A 17,785-nucleotide genomic window follows, 5' to 3' on the forward strand; every position below is an offset into this window, starting at 1 on the left:
AACCCCGTTGAACTCCCCCTCAAAAGACTCACTCATAACTGACGAGGGACAGCACATGACGGATGTGACAATGACCCAACCACACTCCACCACCCCTGGCGCGCTGTTCGAAACCGACCTGCCCGCACGCCTGGACCGCCTGCCCTGGGGCCGGTTCCACACCTTGCTGGTGTTCGCCCTGGGCATTACCTGGCTGCTCGACGGTCTTGAAGTGACCCTGGCCGGTTCAGTGTCCGGTGCGCTGAAAAGCAGCACGGGCTTGAATTTCAGTAACGTTGACATCGGCCTCGCCGGTGGCGTCTACATCGCCGGCGCGGTGCTGGGTGCGCTGCTGTTCGGTTGGCTCACTGACCGCCTGGGCCGGCGCAAACTGTTCTTCATCACCCTGTGGCTCTATGTGGGCGCCACCGCCGCCACGGCGTTTTCCTTCAACCTGGAAAGCTTTCTGCTGTTCCGCTTCCTCACCGGCATGGGCATCGGCGGCGAATACACGGCGATCAACTCGACCATCCAGGAATTCACCCCGGCACGCTATCGCGGCTGGGTCGACCTGACCATCAACGGCACCTTCTGGCTGGGCGCCGCCCTCGGTGCCGGTGGCGCCATTGTGCTGCTCGACCCGCAGATCGTCGGCGGCGACCTCGGCTGGCGCCTGTGCTTCGGCATCGGTGCCGCGTTGGGCCTGGTTATCCTGGTGATGCGCCTGTGGTTGCCGGAGAGCCCGCGCTGGTTGCTGATCCACGGCCGCCACGCCGAAGCACAGCGCATTGTCGACGGCATCGAGGCGCGCCTGCGCGAGCAGGGCCATGCGCTGGCACCCGTCAGCAGTCCGGCGCTGCGCCTGTATGCCCGCGACCACACGCCATTGGCGGAAATTTTCCACACCCTGTTCGTCAGCTATCGTCGTCGCGCCCTGGTCGGCATGACCCTGCTCACCGCCCAGGCATTTTTCTACAACGCGATCTTTTTCACCTACGCGCTGGTGCTCACCGACTTCTACCAGGTGCCCGCCGAGCACGTCGGCTGGTACGTGCTGCCTCTGGCCCTCGGCAACTTCTGCGGGCCGCTGCTGCTCGGCAGGCTGTTCGACGTGATCGGTCGGCGCGTGATGATCAGTTTTACCTATGCCACCTCCGGCGTGTTACTGGCGCTCAGCGGTTATGCCTTTCAACAAGGCTGGTTCGACGTGACCCAGCAAGCCATCGCCTGGATGGTGATTTTCTTCTTCGCCTCGGCCGCAGCGAGTTCGGCGTACCTGACCGTGGCGGAGACCTTCCCCCTGGAGATACGCGCGCTGGCGATTGCCGTGTTCTACGCGTTCGGCACGGGGCTGGGCGGGATCATCGGGCCGACGTTGTTTGGCGAGTTGATCCAGACGCAGCAGCGAAGCAGCCTGTTGATCGGCTACCTGATCGGCGCGGCGCTGATGCTCATCGCAGCGGTGGTGCAGGCGATCTGGGGCGTGGCGGCTGAGCGAAAGGCCCTGGAACAGGTGGCGCGGCCGTTGTCGCAGGCGGTTGGGTAAGTGGGCATTTCAACGGTGGTTGTTTACAACTGTTAACGGTTTTCGCGGGCTATTCGATTTAGGCTGTGGTACGCGAATCCCATCTGCTACAGAGCGCATTCCCATGAACCTGCACGCTATCGCCGCCACGCTTCTCGTTTTCGCCGCCGCCCAGGCGCACGCCGCCACGCCGATCACTCATGTGGCCATCTACCGGGGCCCGGCAGGCTGTGCCGATTGTTCGCAAAACGTCAAGGCAGCGCTGCTGCGCCTGGACCCGCATTACCAGATCGATTTTGTCGGCGCCGATGAACCGGTCGACATCACCCCGCAAACCCTTGCGCGCTACGACCTTTACGTTCAACCGGGGGGCGGCCAGGACATCCCGGCCGCGCTGGACAGCCTGGGCGATGCGCGCGCCGATGCCATCCGCGATTACGTCGCCGGGGGCGGGCGCTACCTGGGGTTGTGCATGGGCGCTTACCTGGCCGATGACAACAACCTCGGCTTGATTACCCAGGACCTCGACAGCGAAGCAGGCCGGCCAGGCTTCGAAGTGAGCGGCATCGAAGACGCCGCCGTGCGCGTCACCTGGGACGGCAAGCCGGATACGGTGTTCTACCAGGATGGCCCGTACTTCCCCAAGGCCACCTCGACCTCTGCCTATACCACCCTGGCGACTTACCAGAACGGCGACGTGGCGGCCGCGCGTTACACCTATAAAAAGGGCGTGGTGGTGCTCAGCGGACCCCACCCCGAAGCCGGGCAGGCCTGGTTCGAGGACGCCGACATCCCACTGGACAAGATGCCGCGTGGGAACCTGTTCGGCACGCTGATACGCAGCGTGCAAGAGTAAGGCTTGCTGGCCCGAGCGCGCCTAAAGATCGAGCCCTTTACGTCGATAACCTCCATGAACCCGCCAATCATGGACCGATTGAAATGTCACTTTCCGTCAGCGCTGCCCATCTAGCCCCAGCCAGCCCGCGTCTTGCGCCTTCCGAGCAGACACTCACGCCCAAGGCGCCGCCCGAGGCCGCCGGCCAGGCCTTGGCAAACGCCGGCCCGGCGGCTATTTACCATCCCAGCGAAGCCGCCCAAACCCTGCGCGAACCCTTGCAGGTCATAGACGTCTGGGTCGGCCGCTCCGAATCGCCTGAGTTTCCTCGCTTCGCCGAGCGTTTCAATGGTGCACAAGCCGTGCTGAAAAGCGCCTTCACCGCATTCCAATCAACGTTGGCCAGCACCGCACCTGACCTGGCCGCAACCGATTACGGCTTTACCGTCGAAGCCGACGGCCGCCTGAAAGTGCTCGACAAGTCCGGTCAGCTAGGCGAAGCGAACATCAAACGCCTCACCGTTCTGCTCAACGGCTCCGCTGAGCTGAAAACTGCCGCCGTGGCCTACCGCGACGCCACCATCGACATGATGGACGCCAGCTCGCCCTGGTCCGGTAGCCGCATGGGCTTTTACAGCCTTACCAACGAGAACTTCGCCAATACCATCGACCTGGCGCCGATGCTCAGAACCTACGACCCGTCGGATCTGACGGACATCAAGGACCGGTTTTTGGTGACCCAGTTGGCGTACAAGGGGGAGCGGGCGACGGAGGAGACGGAGAGGGCGATGTATGAGCGGCGTGGGTGGAGTCTCGACGACTGAGATCGTCACGATTGCGGTACCAGGTTTTTACACTTTCCAAACCTCATTTAAGGCGTGTCATGGTAATTGCAATTTGCATAGCGGCTGTGGTTTTCGGTGTTTTTGTGGTGCGTAAACTGCGTTTGGGTAAATACTCCGATGTATCAGGCATTTCATCGCTGTTAACTTTTCTGGTTGCCGTGGCGGCGGCAGGCGTTGCCTATAATCAACTGAATGAATCAAGAGTCGCTGCTGCCAAGTCCATATACAGAGAGTACTTGAGTACGGCGTTATCCCATCCGAAGTTTTCGGCCGCCTCTTATCCGTTCAATGACCCTAAATTTAATAGTTTCAAAGCCGGCGCGGACCTTGAGCAGTACGAAAACTACGTCGCCTATTTGATCTTTTCGGCGGAGGAAGTTTTAGAAGTTGACGATTTAAGGGCGCAGCGTGGGTGGTGTGAAACTATTCGAGACCAGTTCAAGTACCATGCGCTTTATCTGAGCAGCCCTATGGCTAATGCTATGCAGTACTCCGAGGTTGTCGATAAGTTGATCAGGGAAGGCATCAATATGTACCTGCTTGAAAAAGAAGTTGATGCTTCAAATGGAAGTCCGGCAGCCAGGATAATGCTTGAACAGCTGCGAAGTGATTGCCAGCCGTGACGCTGCGCTGGCGCATTTCTAGGGCCGAAAGCGGCTAATGCCATTCAGTTAAGCGAACACCGCCCTCTGTAGGAGCGAGCTTGCTCGCGAAAAACGTCAACGATAACGCGTGTTTCCTGAATGAACGCGGTGCCTGTGAGTTTTTCGCAAGCAAGAGCCAGGCGCCCCCTCGCTCCTACAAAAAGCCTTAACTGACGGGCATTAGCCGAAAGCAGCCCCTTTCTTCGCCAGCCGGTTTACCATGCTCGCCCCGGCAGTGGTTACACGCGCTACCGACCTCATTCTTAAAGGTACCGCCATGTCCATCGACCAAATCTCCCTGCCCAAAGGCGTAGGGCCGCACGCCGCCAAACTCCTCGACGCCATCACTGGCGCTGCCACCCACGAAGAACTCAACCGCGCCGGCGGCAAGGCCGAAGGGTTTGTGTTGGGCCTGGAGTCCACCAAGGCCATCAAAAGCCAGATCGCCGAGTCGTTGTACGTGGCTTACGATGATGCGGCGAGCAATCGTGCCGGTGAGTTGAAGGGCTGAAGGTACGAAGGTCCTGATGCCGGTTTTTCCGCCGCCAGGGCCTAACTCAAGCGGTGCTTACGTTGTCCGTTATTTTAAACGGTGGTCTGACTCTAATTTTATGACCCCGATTTTACGTGCCTCGATGCGGCTTCCACCGCTGCCTTCAAACCTTCCGTGGCGCTGGTGAGCGGTGAAGAACTCGTTGTCACGAGCGATGCAGCTTCACTCATTGATGCTTGCCCCAGGGCGACCACCGAGGCGCCGTCGAGGTATGCCCGGTCCACCGCTTCGGCAACAGCGGCCAGATACCCTGTTAAATCACCGGATTTAAAGCGTGCCCAAGCCCCGCAAACCAGTCGTATTTCAACCAGCGCTTTGGACGCCTGCGCAGCGTGCATGAAAAGACGAGATGTAGGCTCGACAGTGGTTTGGATGGCACACAAGACCACGATTTTGCCACCCTGCGTATTCGCACGCACCGCAGCACGGGCCAGCGCTTCATCCGCTCTTATAATTACGGATGATGTGTTCTTTGCAAGGCCCTCGATAGACGGGCCCAAGGTCGAACAGGTGAGCAGAACGGTGTCAGCATGGTCAGCGAGTGACAGAAGCGCTTGCTGCGTTGCATTCGATACCTGCGCAGTCAGTACGCCTGAGCGTTCAGCCGCTGCCAGGAGATCAGCACGAACCTCGTGCTGCAAAACAGTTGGCCCAATACCAAGCGCTTTTGCAGCCGAGTCGAAGACTGCCACGTTGCTTTGAGCGGTATGTAGGCAGGCTATTCGCATGACATTCCTCTTCTCCCTGAAATCCTTGAGCATGGCTGCGCGTTTTTACACGCGGCGAAAAGCCGGGCAGAGCATCATTGTTCAAATGTCAGCCCAGGTTTCACTAGCTACAGTATTCGCAGTTTTTCCTCGAAGTAGCGGATTTGCGCAACGTCTTCGGGGTCGACCTGTCTGAGTATCTGAAGGGCTTTTGCATAGGCCTCGCGCGCCTTCGCGGTGTCACCTTGCGCCTCGTAGACTCTTGCCAGGTTGAAATAGCGCAAAATTACCTTGGGGTGGTTCTCCCCGAACGTTGCGCGGTCACTGTTCAGCGCCTTGGTCAGGTAGGTTAGCGCTTTGTCGTACTGGCCCAGGCCGCGATAGGCGTCGCCGAGGTTGTTCCAACGGATGGCGACCGTCGGATGCCGGGGCCCGTGCAGGGCCATGTCGATGTCCAGTGCCTGCTGAAAAAGCGGCAGTGCGGCCTGGTGGTTGCCCTGGAGGTTATAGGCATTGCCCAGGTTGTTCAGTGACACGGCGACCGAAGCGTCGTGGTCTCCCACTATTCGCTTTCTCAGCGCGAGATTTTTGCGCAGGTTTTCGAAGGCCTCTTCATATCGGCCCAATTTGCTCTGAGCGGTACCGATGTTGTTATAGGTATCGGCAATCAGCAGGTCATCTGCGCTCAGAACCGCGAGGCGCATTTTCAAGGCTTTTTCATAGTAGCCCAGGGCAATGTCCAGATTGCGTTGTCGTTCGTGTAAATAACCGAGGTTGTTCCAGTAGGTCGCCTGTTGTGCGATGGATACCTGGCCATTCTGTTTAGCCGCCTCCAGTGCCTGGGTAACCAGGCGGATCGCGGTGCGGTCATCACCCCGCGCGGACACTGCCAACGCCTTGATATTCAACACTTCGGGGTTGGCCGGATCGGTTTGAAGCACGCGATCCGCTTCCTCAATCGTCGCCCGGTATTGTTGCGCTTCGAAGAGGCTTACCGCTTTGTCGCTCGCTGCCACTGTGGCGGCTTCGGCGCAACACATCATGACGAGCAGTGACCACGGTAATAGAGCTTTCAGTCCATGAAGGTGCATGAGGGGCCTTTCAACGATCCGTTATTTGCAGTGATGCTAAGACGCTCATGGTTTACAGACAAATTTAAATGTCTGGTTTGGAACGGCGCAGCTGCATTTGGGGAAATTGGCTCAGCTTCGTGCGTGTGCGGGGACATGCGCTTGCGCCTCTTCAAGCCTCAGTAAAAATCATAATAAAACGCCCATTCCCCAGTCTCGACGTGCTTCCAGAACATCAGGCTCCCATTGTCGACCACATTCAGATTGATCTTCGCATCCGACGAAATCTGGAAGACAAACTCAAAGCCTTCGCCCGGATCCACCCCTGACTGGCAAAACGACGGATAGCCGCCAATTTTGTGTTCGTAGGTGTGAGTGACCAGGTCGTAGTAGCTCTGCAGTTCGCCTACGCGTTGCAGCTCGAGTATCGCCTGCTCAACATCAGCCGGTACGCCGCCGCCATCCCACAGCGGAAAATCTTCCGGCACGACCTGGGCGTTCAGCGCGAAGGCTTTGAGAAACGTACCCTCCACCGGCAGCACCTTGCGCACCAACATATCCTGTGGCCCGTATTCGCGGATCACCCAATTGTCGCCCATGGGCTCAAAGGGTTCGGGAAATGGATTTGAAATAAATACCGTCAGCACACGCACTCCCGTTAGTAACGGGCTGATAAAGGGCAGGGCGGGCAGGTAGAACTGGGCATAGGGCAGCAACGGCTGCCCTGCCTGATTGACCGGCACGCCTTCATCGGGACTGAACAGGAAGACGTTGCCTAGCCAGCTTTCTTCGTCAGTACCGAGAGGGCGAAAGCCCCCGGCGGTGAGTTTCAGTGTGGGACGGGCCAGGTGGTGTTTGATTTGGTGGAGGTCCATGGGGGAGGCGTCCTTGCTATCAGGTATTAGCTAGGCACTCAGGCGTGCCGTCACTTCATTCAACTGTCCGGACAACCCGTGAAGGTTGTGGCTTGCCGCTTCGGTGCGCTGCACATTGTCCAGGTTGGTACTGGCAATCGAGGTGATTTCGGTGAGGTTGCGCGAGATATCTTCGGCCACAGAGGTTTGCTCTTCGGCGGCGGTAGCAATCTGACGGTTCATGTCGCGAATGGCTTCCACCGCATGGGTGATGCGCTCCAGCATGACACCGGCCTGATTCACTTGCGCGACACTTTCTTCACTGCGCGTCTGGCCGCTTTCAATCGCCTTGGCCGCGTCTTCCGCGCCGGTTTGCACGGTCTGGATAATCTGGTTGATCTCGATGATCGATGTCGCCGTACGCTGAGCCAGGCTGCGCACCTCGTCTGCGACTACCGCAAAACCGCGTCCGGCGTCACCTGCACGGGCCGCTTCGATCGCCGCGTTCAGTGCCAGCAAGTTAGTCTGCTCGGCGATGCCGCGAATGACCTCCAGCACCTTGCTGATGCGACCACTGTCGGTTTCCAGGCGACGGATCACGGTGGCGGTGTTGACGATCTCGCCACGCATCTGGGTGATGGTGTGAATGGTGTTGCTCATGACTTTTTCGCCCTGCTGCGCGGACTGGTCGGCATCATCGGCCGCCCGTGCGGCATCGGCCGCATGACGTGCCACTTCCTGGGCGGTGGCGGACATTTCGTTCATCGCCGTCGCCACTTGATCGGTACGGTTGAACTGCTCGTTGGTGCCGCTGGCGATGAGGCCGGCGATGGCGCTCAGCTCGCCACTGGCGCTGTCCAGGTCATTGGCGCTGCGCTGCAGGCGGCTGAAGGTTTCGGCAAGAAAATCGCGCAGGGTGTTGGCGGCCATGGCCAGTTTGCCTAACTCGTCTTTACGGGCGCTGGCCACGCGTTCGGCAAATTTGCCTCGGCTCAACTGCTCCACGTAGTCGATCAGCTTGCGGATGGGGTCAACCAAGTTGCGGTTGATCAACCAAAGGCTCAACAGGCCGATCAACAGCCCCGAGGCGAGCATCACGGTAGTCCCCAATATCACCGTGCGATCGGCTGCTGCGCTGATCAGCGCCGATTGCTCGGTGCCCTGCTTACGCAGTTCGCTGACCAGTTCGCTCATCTGATCGCTGGTGGCGCGGTCCACACCTTTGACGGCGGCGTCGCCTGCGGTCGGGTCCGCCCCGGCGGCGATATAGGCATCGCGACCTTTCTGGTAAGCGCTGCCCAACTGACGGTGTTCGTCACGCAGGCGTTCGATGCGGGTCTTGAGTTGGCCGTCCAGGCCTTTCTGGCCGGCCAGTTCGCCGAGTATCCCCTGTACGTCGCGCTGACGGTCTTCGAATTGCTTCCAGTATTTATCCAGGTCCGCCGGCTGCTTACCCCGCAGCAATACGTTTTTCCACTCCTGAACCTGCACCTTGAATTGCAAGTTGGCCTCATCGATCAATTGCGAAGTGTGCAGCGGACCTTCGATCAGGTTGGCGTAGTTTTGCACGCCGTTGGACAGAAAATGAAAGCAGGCCAAGGCAATCAGCAATATCGCCAGCAGGCTGGCGCTCAGCAGCGTGAGGATTTGGGCTCTCAGGGATTTTTGCAGCATGGGTTGATACTCATGACAGGTTTGAGGTGCGCCGGGTTGGGCGTGAAAAAGACGTCCAAACTTCCCTGTCTGCGGTATCGGTTGGCGGCTGTGGCCGCGCAAGCTATTAGCCTTGTCATCGGCGTGGTAGAGCGGTTCTTGAGGGGAGTTCAACCGGCGGCGTTAGGAATTTTTGTTGTGTTTCCCTTGGAGATATCCTGTTGTTTGGAGTTGAGATGAAGGGCGGCTTTCGGCCAAAAGCAGTCGTTCACGGGAGGCGGCTCTCGACCCACAGCAGTAATCTCGCATTGATTTAAAGCAATGCCTCCTGCCCATCCTAAAATCGTGATGGCAGTTCATTTCCGGCCTGGGCATCCGAAAAGACCTCATCTGGATCTGCCTGACACCAATATCTGAAAAGTAGGCGAGGCTCGATATTTCCGAAATATTGATCCACGATGCTCTCGGGGCGCACGACCAATTTAGGTTCTGGCCATTGCCGGGCTAAAACACCTAATGGTTTGCCAGATGAATAAACAACCCAAGTGGCCTTGCCTCCACTGATACGAGGTAGGTAGTCCATATCTTGTATCACTTCGATCAAGGTGCGCAGTGTTGCTGATTGATCGAATGTGATCGATATTGCATGACTTTCCAGATCATCTCCCGCATGAACGCTATCTCGATCAACGGCAACTACCAACATGACTGCTCCTTTTAGTGGTGTGCTTTCACCAGATCGATCAGCGTAGAGACATCAGCGGCTAACTGTCGAGTGCGCTTCTAGCCGAAACCTGCCGTACCAGGCTACCGCTTTCGGCAAGAAGTGGCCATTCTCCTCAAAATCGGCGGCATCTCGATCTACGCTAAACAAGGCAATAATGCCGTCGTACTTATTAAGCCGCGATCGGCAACAATTCATTTTTTTGCGCCAGCGATCTTGATAAACGCTCTAGCCATCGATGTTCTTCAGTGCCTGAACTAACTAAAAATCATGCTTTTCATCAAATAGTTTGCTCATAAAGCTTTCAGGGTTAGCAAAGTAACTTTTCATAATTAGGTAGTTTTCAGTTTCTGAATATTCCTTCTCTACCAATCCACTATTGGTAAACTCCCAAATTCTGGCGCCCGGGTAAGCAATTAAAATTGGTGAGTGAGTTGCAATTATGAACTGCGAATTTTGTTTTGCGAGTTCCGCTATACGTACCAGCAGAGATAATTGGCGTTGGGGAGATAGCGCAGATTCAGGCTCGTCTAGTAAATACAATCCGTTTCCTCCGAATCGATGTAAAATCAGATCCATAAAAGCCTCCCCATGAGACCTCGTATGAAGATCGTTTCCCCCGTATGAGTCCTTAATAGCTGGCCCGCCAGGTCCGCAATCCAACTTATTCATCTCTGTAATTACATTATAAAAACTTTCTGCGCGATAAAAATAGCCATCTCGAGGTCGCTTTGCTGTGCGTGACAAGCGCAATGCCTTGGACAGTAGGGATTTTTCATCGCTGGAAGAAAACTTGAAATTCTTACTGCCTCCCTCATGATTAAAGCCACATGAAACTGCAATAGCCTCTAAGAGGGTTGACTTACCGCTACCGTTTTCTCCAACGAAAAAATTTATCACGGGATGAAGCTCGATTTTGCTAATTGATTGAATTGAAGGCAAATAGAAGGGGAAATTATTCTCTTCTCTATAGTTCTCTAAGATTTCAATTCTCTTAATGTAAGGCATTAACTTCCTGGCTTTATTTATCTTATTTGATGGTTATAGTTATATGTGTGATACTTAGGGTAATTATAAATAGTCTTTCTGTAGTTTGGCTCTTTTTTATAAGCACTAGATATGTCCGACATAAAAATAAACCATTCTTGGCTCGCGCCGCAGTTGCGGCGCTGTTTCGGCCAAACTTCTAATTTGCAATTTATCGTCTATTGACGGCGTTTGCTCAACGGTCTCCGTATATTTTATTCAATTTCAGATTATGGTTCTTATTGCAGAGTTCGGCTTTAGCGATCCAATCATTGATGCTCCAGTTTTACGCTGCGTTCGGGGAAATTATCGAGTCAGGTGGGCACCAATGCGTTCGGCTAGCATGATAGTAGTAAGATTTGTCGCCACCGATGGGATATCCGGGATGATAGAGGCATCCACAACACGCAGTGCCGCGATACCTCGCACCGCGCCCCAATTGTTGACTACGGCGGCCTTGTCACCGTCCGCGCCCATCGGCACGCTCGACGTGGGGTGCTGATAGCCGGCGACATTGTTTACGATGTTTTGTCGCAAAGCCTTGCCTTCAAGTACGCTGCTACCCGGTGTCATTTCATGGTCAACCAAGTCAGCAAACGGTGCACTGCGGCCAATCTTGCGAGACAGTTCTACAGCTTCGACCATGCGATCCAAGTCATTTTCCTGTTCAAAAAAGTTGTACCGAATGTTCGGCGCAACTCGGGGGTCACGGCTGGTCAAGCGTACGCTACCGTTGGATTTAGGTAATGTGACGGCGCATGCCAGCACTATCGCACCGCCGGTAGGGCTTGCCTTTGGGTCGATCAGGTGTGTACCGGAGATATGTAAGTCCAGATCGTCCGGTGCGGCGTGTTGCGAACGAGTCCAGGCGATGGCGCCGCCGGCTGGGGTCATAGCAATTGCGGAGGTCTTCAGCGCGTAGACGTTGAAGAAAAACGGATGTTCTTGCAACCGTTCACCTACCGGTAGATCAGCGACGGTGGCGATTCCCATCTCGCGAAGATGGCCTTGTGGGCCGATACCGGAGCGTAGCAGGATAGCGGGGCTGCCTATGGCACCGGCCGACAAGATTACTTCGCCGGCTGGAACTATCTCGCCGTCTACTAGCAATACACCTATGGCGCGTTCTCGTTCTATCAGGACGCGGTCGGCTTCAGCGTGGCCGCGGATAGTGAGGTTGGCGCGAGCCCGCACGTCTGCACTCAGGTAAGCCATGCCGGTATTGATTCGGGTGCCGTTGATGACATTCAACGGGTAGGGACCTACGCCGTGCTGGCGCGCGCCGTTGAAGTCATCCACGAGCGGCAGTCCAACTGACTCGGCAGCCGCCACGAAAGCACGCATTGAGATAGTATTCTGCGCAGCAGTGCGCTGACGCACTGGAAATGGGCCGGTACGGCCATGCCATGCATCTTCGCCAGTTGGCGTGTTTTCCATCGTTCGGTAGGCGGACAGCACTTCCGGCCAAGCCCAACCTTCGATTCCGCGTCCGGCCCAGCGCGCAAAGTCGGCAGGACGCGCACGCATCGCCACAGCAGCATTGACCGCGGAGCTACCACCGATCACTCGGCCGCGTGGGATGGCTATGTCGTGACCTATCCGAGCTGAGTCGTCACTATGGTAATGCCAGTCGTATTCGGGAGAGGCGGCAACTAGGTCGGCGTTCGTCAGCACTGCTGGATACCGGTCGGGCGCAAAGTCGGGACCTGCGTCGAGCAGCAGCACACTGCGCAGCGGGTCGGCACTGAGACGTGCTGCAAGGACGGCACCGGCAGATCCACCACCGACGATCACCACGTCAAACTTCTTGCCAGTCCGAGGGGTCTCTTTAGTTTTACTGGAGCTGCGCGTTGCACTAGAGGCAAACGTAGCAGCGCCTGCCGTCATTGCAACCAGCACTGCCTGTGCTCCCAAAGCTATCGCGCCGCGTCGTGTGATTGTCAAAGTCATAGATTCCAGATCAGGTATCGTTAGTGCCGTCGAGGATGAGAGGCAAGAAACCATGGTAGGAACGCGTACCTGACCCAGCAAGACGGGGTTTCTGGAATCTGTGTCCGGTGGAATGGACGTCGAGAACTCCCCCTATCTTCGGCGCCTACCCGCTCGGTAGTGCCGCCGTAGTTGCTGTATTCGGTAAAAAAATGTGCTGTATTCACGGAGAAGCCGCTGCAACGATTTGCCCAGCGTATTAAGGATGGCTTTACAGCTAGAGGATCTTGGGAAACTCCAAAGCCAAGTGATCCAAGAAAACACGTACTGACGGCAGTAATCCTTTGCGGGAAGGTACCAGTGCAGTGATCCTGGCATCGCCAGCTATCCATTCGGGCAGAACTCGATGAAGCTCACCACGCGCAACGGCCGCCCGCGCGATGTAACTCGGCAGGGCCACAATCCCAAGCCCGCTGATAGCTGCATGTTGCAGGCTGAGCATGTCCTCGCTTTGCAGCCGCGGCATGATGGGCACAGCAATTTCTTCGATCGATAAAGTGACATGGCGCAACCGCCAGTTCATGGGGGCATTAGCTCGCGCAAAGAAAATCGAGGCGTGGCTGCTTAGCTCCGCTGGCGTGGCCGGTGCGCCATGTTCGGCCAGATAGCTTGATCCGGCGAACAGAAACCAGGGAGCGACCCCGAGCATGCGCTGGACAAGATCGGAGTCCGGCAATGGAGCCTCATGCGCCCGGATGGCGACGTCGTAATTTTCGCCAACAATATCGATGGTTCGATCGGCTGCATGAGCGACCATATTGATCTTGGGATAGACACGAAGGAAGTCAGCGATCATGCCCGCCATGGCGAAATTCATGGTCGCGACTCCAGCGGTACACCGGATGGTCCCGACGGGCTCCAACAACCGCTGACGCACTGACATTTCTGCCATCTCCGCTTCTCGCAGCGCGGCCAGCGCGTGCTGGTAAAACTCTTCTCCTGCCTCGGTCATACCGAAGCGACGCGACGTTCGGCTGAGCAAACGCACACCTAATTCGCCCTCCAATTGTTGCATGCGGTGGCTAAGCGTTGACTTGGGCATACCGGTACTTGCAACTGCGGCAGTAAACCCACCGCGATCGACCACATTGACAAAAATAAACAGATCGTTCAGGTCCAGCCGATTCACGTATGGCCCAATCATAGGAAGGCAATTTTTAATCTTGAAGAGTTCCAAGGGTACCGTCTAGAACTATGTGGTTATTTGGCAATGTTTCGCTGGGAAGGAGCGTCCAATGAGCGGGAAGTTGAATCTGGCCAAACCGGCTTGTTGGGGGGAGGCCCAATACCTAACATCCGGTGAATAGCCAAACCCCGGAGCAGAGAATGAAATCAATAAATGGCAAAGTCGTCCTCGTTACTGGTGCCTCATCGGGATTGGGGCGCGAGTTAGTGCATCAACTGCTGGAAAAAGGTGCGCTAGTCGCAGCCACCTTTCGCAAGCAAGAAGAAGTGGATTTCTATAACGGTAAACATGCTGCGCAGGGCATGGGCGTTTTGGTAGACGTGACAGACGATGTGGCGGTCAAAACGGGTGTGGCCCAGGTGCTGGATCACTTTGGACGTATCGACATTGTCGCCAACTGTGCGGGTGCTGGCACAGTGGGTGCAGTTGAAGAAATGACGGATCGAGAAGCGCGGCGTGTATTCGATCTGAATTTCTTTGGCGGCCTGAACATCATTCGCGCTGTAACCCCTGCGATGCGCAAGCAGCGCAGCGGGCACATCATTCAATTCTCCGCAATCGGTGGCTTCATTGGCTACCCGGGCATGGGCGTGTACTCGGCCGCTAAGGGCGCTACTGACATCCTGGGGGAAGCACTGGCAGGTGAACTTGCACCCTTTAACATCGCCACGACTGTGTTGACCATCGGTGTATTCGAGACCCAATTTGCGGGTCGCTCACTGGCTTACGTCGAGCAAAAAATCGATGACTATGAAGGCACACCCGTCGGTAAGTTCCGTGTAGCTATAGGTGGTCTGCAAGGTAAGCAGCCGAATGTTCCAGGAAAAGGGGCTTTGGCGATTATCAACCTGATGGAGGCGGATCATCCACCCGTACACGCGGCCTTGGGTGCCGATGCGATGGGCGGAATGCGTGCAAAAATGGCCAAAGTCGAGCAGGAACTTGTCCAGTGGCAGGGCAACGCAACCTCTACAGAACGCAGCATCAACGGAATCTGATCATGCGAATGACCAACAAAGTTGTACTGATTACCGGCGCATCGCGCGGGCTCGGATTATCCCTGGCACGTCGTTTTGCCAGAGAGGGGGCTTCCGTTGCGTTGACGTACAACACTGACGCTGCCGCAGCCGACCGAAATGTCGAGGCTCTCGTTGCTGAGGGCGCTCAAGCAATGGCCATCGGGGGAGACATCAGCGACCCGGACGCTGTCAAAGCCATATTCGCAGCAGTGCTGGCTCGATTTGGGCGCATCGATATTGTCGTGGCCAATGCCGGGCGGGAGCTTATCGACACACCGATCACGGAAATCGATAACGCGATGTTCGAGGCTGTCACCAAAACCAATGTGTTTGGCACCTTCTATACGCTTCGCGAAAGTGCGCGCCATGTTACCGATGGTGGACGCATCATCGTGATTTCGTCCACTACGACGATCGTACCGAACGCAGGCTTCACCGCGTATGCCGGAAGCAAAGCCGCCGGCCGGCTTTACGTTGAATGTCTCGCGCAGGAAATGGGCAAGCGTAACGTCACGGTGAACGGTGTGGTACCGGGGCCGCTACGTGACGCCGGTGTCATCGCAAACCTTCAGGAAAATGACTATCAGGCATTGGCACAGTTGTCGCCATTTGCGCGCTTGGGCTCTGTCGCCGATGTCGAAGGCGCCGTGCTTTTCCTGGCAAGTGACGATGCAGCTTGGATTTCCGGTCATCACCTGGTTGTCAACGGCGCCGCCAAAGTATAGGGCAGACCCACATGACCAGGCGGTGGGGCAGTCCTCATCGTTCGGCCACCGTTCGACGTCCGTTTTTTTGTTCTTTTCAAATTGATTACCCCCTTTAAAGCCACTTAAATCAAGGTCCCATCATGTCGCCTAAAAAGATTGCCGTCATTGTCGGCAGCCTGCGCAAAGAGTCGTTGAACCGCCTATTTGCTCAAGAAGTAATCGCGCTTGCGCCACCGAGCCTTTTATTAGAAATAGTCGAGATCAATGAACTGAATCTGTTTAACCAAGACTTGGAAGAAAACGGTAAGAGTGCCCCTGAAGCCTGGACTCGTTTTCGCCAAAATATGGCGTCGAAAGATGGAGTACTGTTTTTCACTCCCGAATACAACAGGTCAGTTCCTGGTGTATTGAAGAACGCCATTGATATTGGTTCTCGCCCTTACGGCGAGTCTGTGTGGGCAGGCAAACCCGCAGCTATCGTAAGCGTATCGCCCGGTGCCAGCGGCGGCTTCGGTGCTAACCATCATTTACGTCAGTCTATGGTATTTCTGGACATGCCACTTTTGCAGCAGCCGGAAGCGTATATCGGTGGGGCGACAAGGCTACTGGGGCCAGGCGGAAATTTGAATGACGACGGAACTACTCAGTTCTTGAAAAAATTCATTGACGCCTTTGCTGCATGGGTCGAAATCAATACCGCCAAGTCAACGGGTTTAATCTAGGGTGCTAGAAACTCTCTGCTTTGGCTGATCTAAGGCGTTGTATGAGTCGTCTCAGGTTTCACGTACGGCCTTAGTGTCCGCTAATGGCCCAGAGTGTGTAAAAACGCTCAAGGCCTCGTCGTCTTGGATCATTGACGTTCGTGGCTGAACGAGCGCATGGCAAATACTGCGTATTGCATCAGCCGCGACCTGGAACACGTCAACTCTGTTTATAGCCTCTGGGATGGGCCAAAATCAGCTTTTTTATGCCGATAGCGCCTTCATCAAACCGTGAGCACCGATGAGTTTCATGACTCGTTTCATGTTGTAGGCGAGCACATTTAAACTCATCTCCGCGCCCACCCCGGCCAGCTTTCGCGTCAGGAAGTGCGTCGCACCCATCCATTGTTTGAGCGTCCCGAAGGGATGCTCAACCGTCCGCTTTCGGACTCGCATCATCTCCGGCGCTTTGCTCAGCCGAAGCTGCATCTCCTCCAATACGGCTTCATGCTCCCAGCGTCGAACCCGTCGTTCCGTGCTCGGAGTGCATTGCGACTTCAACGCGCAGCCCTGGCATTTCGAACTCCAGTAACGGTGCAACGTCAGGCCTTTTTCAACGTTGGTATAGCGCCAGATCAGCGCCTCTCCAGCCGGGCAAATGTATTCGTTTTTTGCCGCGTCATAGAGGAAGGCATCGTTATTGAAACGCCCGTCTGCCTTGGCTCCAGAGGTCATCGGCTTGGGCACATAGGCGGTGATGCCGGCAGCGTGACAAGCCAGGATTTGTTCGCTTTTGAAGTAACCTCGATCAGCCACTACCGACAACGTTTCTGACGCCATAGCCTCGCGGGCCTGCTTGGCCATTGAGCTGAGTTGATCGCGGTCGGAACCGACGTTGGTCACCTCATGTGCAACGATCAAATGGTGCTGAGTATCGACCGCTGTCTGCACGTTGTAGCCGACGATTCCCGTGCCACGCGTCTTCATGGAGCGGGCGTCTGGATCGGTCAGTGAGACCTGTTTATCCGGCGATTCATTGAGATGGATTTCGATCGCGTGAAGCTCCTTCATTTGAGTTTTGAGCTTGGCGATTTTCTCTTCCAGCCGCACGGCGCTAGGCTCGGAAGCTGTGGGTTCTTGCCGATCGGCAGCATCGAGTGCAGCCAGGTAACGCTTGATGCTCGATTCAATTTCTTCCATTCGCCGCTTCAATTTGGCGCTGGTGAAATTGCGGTCGCGGTTGTTGACTGCTTTGAATTTACTGCCATCGATGGCGACCAGATTTTCTCCGAACAGTCCCAACTGCTGACACAGCACAACGAACTGGCGACAGACGCCTTGAATGGCCTTGCTGTTGTCTTTTCGGAAGTTGGCGATGGTCTTGAAATCCGGCATCAAACGCCCGGTCAGCCACATCAGCTCGACGTTGCGTTGGGCTTCTCGCTCCAAACGTCGGCTCGACTGGATGCGGTTGAGATAACCGTAGATATAGATCTTCAGCAGGATCGCGGGGTGGTAAGCCGGCCGGCCTGTGTCAGCAGGAATAGCACCCTCAAAACCCAGACTGACCAGGTCGAGTTCGTCGACAAAGACGTCGACTACCCGCACCGGATTGGTATCGCTGACGTAGTCGTCGAGGCTCTCGGGAAGTAAGGTGCCTTGGCCTCGATGTTCACCTTGGATAAAGCGCTTCATGGGCGATCCCTGCGATGAAATCCTCAGAAATCATAGCAAGAGTTCGCGAAGGCGTTTTTACACACTCTGGGCC

The 17,785-nt window shown here is 56.1% G+C and carries 17 protein-coding genes; 8 read left to right on the plus strand and 9 right to left on the minus strand.

Going from position 1 to position 17,785, the window contains the following annotated elements:
* Nucleotides 1–70 precede the first annotated feature (70 nt).
* The 5 genes from BFP90_RS03905 (at nt 71) to BFP90_RS03925 (ending at nt 4,339) form a co-directional block, all read left to right on the plus strand.
* Complete coding sequence (locus BFP90_RS03905) at nt 71–1,525, plus strand: MFS transporter (protein ID WP_065895995.1); 1,455 nt, start codon at nt 71–73, stop codon at nt 1,523–1,525.
* Nucleotides 1,526–1,628: 103 nt separating this feature from the next.
* Nucleotides 1,629–2,360, plus strand: coding sequence for a BPL-N domain-containing protein (locus BFP90_RS03910; RefSeq protein ID WP_065895502.1), 732 nt, complete (start codon nt 1,629–1,631; stop codon nt 2,358–2,360).
* 83 nt (nt 2,361–2,443) lie between these two features.
* Nucleotides 2,444–3,163, plus strand: coding sequence for a hypothetical protein (locus tag BFP90_RS03915; RefSeq protein WP_065895996.1), 720 nt, complete (start codon nt 2,444–2,446; stop codon nt 3,161–3,163).
* A gap of 59 nt (nt 3,164–3,222) precedes the next feature.
* Nucleotides 3,223–3,807, plus strand: coding sequence for a hypothetical protein (locus BFP90_RS03920; RefSeq protein ID WP_065895997.1), 585 nt, complete (start codon nt 3,223–3,225; stop codon nt 3,805–3,807).
* Between the two features lie 298 nt (nt 3,808–4,105).
* Nucleotides 4,106–4,339, plus strand: a complete 234-nt coding sequence (locus BFP90_RS03925; protein WP_017136893.1) for a hypothetical protein — start codon at nt 4,106–4,108, stop codon at nt 4,337–4,339.
* A gap of 98 nt (nt 4,340–4,437) precedes the next feature.
* On the opposite strand, the gene BFP90_RS03930 is transcribed toward BFP90_RS03925, so the two are convergent.
* The 8 genes from BFP90_RS03930 to BFP90_RS03955 form a co-directional block, all read right to left on the minus strand.
* Nucleotides 4,438–5,142, minus strand: coding sequence for an aspartate/glutamate racemase family protein (locus BFP90_RS03930; protein WP_256097449.1), 705 nt, complete (start codon nt 5,140–5,142; stop codon nt 4,438–4,440).
* Nucleotides 5,143–5,216: 74 nt separating this feature from the next.
* Nucleotides 5,217–6,179, minus strand: a complete 963-nt coding sequence (locus tag BFP90_RS03935) for a tetratricopeptide repeat protein (protein WP_065895998.1) — start codon at nt 6,177–6,179, stop codon at nt 5,217–5,219.
* A 158-nt stretch (nt 6,180–6,337) separates the two neighbouring features.
* Complete coding sequence (locus tag BFP90_RS03940) at nt 6,338–7,033, minus strand: DUF1963 domain-containing protein (protein ID WP_065895999.1); 696 nt, start codon at nt 7,031–7,033, stop codon at nt 6,338–6,340.
* Nucleotides 7,034–7,063: 30 nt separating this feature from the next.
* Nucleotides 7,064–8,686, minus strand: coding sequence for a methyl-accepting chemotaxis protein (locus BFP90_RS03945; protein ID WP_065896000.1), 1,623 nt, complete (start codon nt 8,684–8,686; stop codon nt 7,064–7,066).
* Nucleotides 8,687–9,002: 316 nt separating this feature from the next.
* Complete coding sequence (locus BFP90_RS27060) at nt 9,003–9,371, minus strand: hypothetical protein (RefSeq protein ID WP_083203151.1); 369 nt, start codon at nt 9,369–9,371, stop codon at nt 9,003–9,005.
* A 279-nt stretch (nt 9,372–9,650) separates the two neighbouring features.
* Complete coding sequence (locus tag BFP90_RS27065; protein ID WP_083203152.1) at nt 9,651–10,397, minus strand: AAA family ATPase; 747 nt, start codon at nt 10,395–10,397, stop codon at nt 9,651–9,653.
* A 324-nt stretch (nt 10,398–10,721) separates the two neighbouring features.
* A complete protein-coding gene (locus tag BFP90_RS03950; RefSeq protein ID WP_065896001.1) occupies nt 10,722–12,365 on the minus strand; it encodes a GMC family oxidoreductase in 1,644 nt (547 codons plus the stop codon).
* A gap of 256 nt (nt 12,366–12,621) precedes the next feature.
* Nucleotides 12,622–13,581 (minus strand): LysR substrate-binding domain-containing protein, encoded by a 960-nt coding sequence (locus tag BFP90_RS03955; RefSeq protein WP_240997065.1) that lies wholly within the window; start codon nt 13,579–13,581, stop codon nt 12,622–12,624.
* Nucleotides 13,582–13,730: 149 nt separating this feature from the next.
* Between BFP90_RS03955 and BFP90_RS03960 the strand changes: the two genes are divergently transcribed.
* The 3 genes from BFP90_RS03960 to BFP90_RS03970 all read left to right on the plus strand — a co-directional run bounded on the left by BFP90_RS03960 (nt 13,731) and on the right by BFP90_RS03970 (nt 16,038).
* Entirely contained in the window at nt 13,731–14,588 is an 858-nt protein-coding gene (locus BFP90_RS03960; RefSeq protein ID WP_056861411.1) for an SDR family NAD(P)-dependent oxidoreductase, read from the plus strand.
* A gap of 2 nt (nt 14,589–14,590) precedes the next feature.
* Nucleotides 14,591–15,334, plus strand: coding sequence for an SDR family NAD(P)-dependent oxidoreductase (locus BFP90_RS03965; RefSeq protein ID WP_056861412.1), 744 nt, complete (start codon nt 14,591–14,593; stop codon nt 15,332–15,334).
* A 122-nt stretch (nt 15,335–15,456) separates the two neighbouring features.
* Nucleotides 15,457–16,038: an NADPH-dependent FMN reductase gene (locus tag BFP90_RS03970; protein WP_065883890.1), complete on the plus strand. Its 582-nt coding sequence runs from the start codon at nt 15,457–15,459 to the stop codon at nt 16,036–16,038.
* 243 nt (nt 16,039–16,281) lie between these two features.
* Here BFP90_RS03970 and BFP90_RS03975 read toward each other — a convergent pair whose 3' ends face one another.
* On the minus strand, nt 16,282–17,712 hold the full coding sequence (locus tag BFP90_RS03975) for an IS1182 family transposase (RefSeq protein ID WP_065895849.1): 1,431 nt from the start codon (nt 17,710–17,712) through the stop codon (nt 16,282–16,284).
* Between the last annotated feature and the right edge of the window lie 73 nt (nt 17,713–17,785).

Source organism: Pseudomonas sp. 24 E 13, from assembly GCF_900004715.1.
Lineage (GTDB): Bacteria > Pseudomonadota > Gammaproteobacteria > Pseudomonadales > Pseudomonadaceae > Aquipseudomonas > Aquipseudomonas orientalis_A.

What these genes read in the sequence shown, in the direction of transcription:
- BFP90_RS03905 (WP_065895995.1), top strand. Translation starts at nt 71, where the DNA reads ATGACCCAACCACACTCCACCACCCCTGGCGCGCTGTTCGAAACCGAC.
- BFP90_RS03910 (WP_065895502.1), top strand. Translation starts at nt 1,629, where the DNA reads ATGAACCTGCACGCTATCGCCGCCACGCTTCTCGTTTTCGCCGCCGCC.
- BFP90_RS03915 (WP_065895996.1), top strand. Translation starts at nt 2,444, where the DNA reads ATGTCACTTTCCGTCAGCGCTGCCCATCTAGCCCCAGCCAGCCCGCGT.
- BFP90_RS03920 (WP_065895997.1), top strand. Translation starts at nt 3,223, where the DNA reads ATGGTAATTGCAATTTGCATAGCGGCTGTGGTTTTCGGTGTTTTTGTG.
- BFP90_RS03925 (WP_017136893.1), top strand. Translation starts at nt 4,106, where the DNA reads ATGTCCATCGACCAAATCTCCCTGCCCAAAGGCGTAGGGCCGCACGCC.
- BFP90_RS03930 (WP_256097449.1), bottom strand. Translation starts at nt 5,142, where the DNA reads ATGCTCAAGGATTTCAGGGAGAAGAGGAATGTCATGCGAATAGCCTGC.
- BFP90_RS03935 (WP_065895998.1), bottom strand. Translation starts at nt 6,179, where the DNA reads ATGCACCTTCATGGACTGAAAGCTCTATTACCGTGGTCACTGCTCGTC.
- BFP90_RS03940 (WP_065895999.1), bottom strand. Translation starts at nt 7,033, where the DNA reads ATGGACCTCCACCAAATCAAACACCACCTGGCCCGTCCCACACTGAAA.
- BFP90_RS03945 (WP_065896000.1), bottom strand. Translation starts at nt 8,686, where the DNA reads ATGCTGCAAAAATCCCTGAGAGCCCAAATCCTCACGCTGCTGAGCGCC.
- BFP90_RS27060 (WP_083203151.1), bottom strand. Translation starts at nt 9,371, where the DNA reads ATGTTGGTAGTTGCCGTTGATCGAGATAGCGTTCATGCGGGAGATGAT.
- BFP90_RS27065 (WP_083203152.1), bottom strand. Translation starts at nt 10,397, where the DNA reads ATGCCTTACATTAAGAGAATTGAAATCTTAGAGAACTATAGAGAAGAG.
- BFP90_RS03950 (WP_065896001.1), bottom strand. Translation starts at nt 12,365, where the DNA reads ATGACTTTGACAATCACACGACGCGGCGCGATAGCTTTGGGAGCACAG.
- BFP90_RS03960 (WP_056861411.1), top strand. Translation starts at nt 13,731, where the DNA reads ATGAAATCAATAAATGGCAAAGTCGTCCTCGTTACTGGTGCCTCATCG.
- BFP90_RS03965 (WP_056861412.1), top strand. Translation starts at nt 14,591, where the DNA reads ATGCGAATGACCAACAAAGTTGTACTGATTACCGGCGCATCGCGCGGG.
- BFP90_RS03970 (WP_065883890.1), top strand. Translation starts at nt 15,457, where the DNA reads ATGTCGCCTAAAAAGATTGCCGTCATTGTCGGCAGCCTGCGCAAAGAG.
- BFP90_RS03975 (WP_065895849.1), bottom strand. Translation starts at nt 17,712, where the DNA reads ATGAAGCGCTTTATCCAAGGTGAACATCGAGGCCAAGGCACCTTACTT.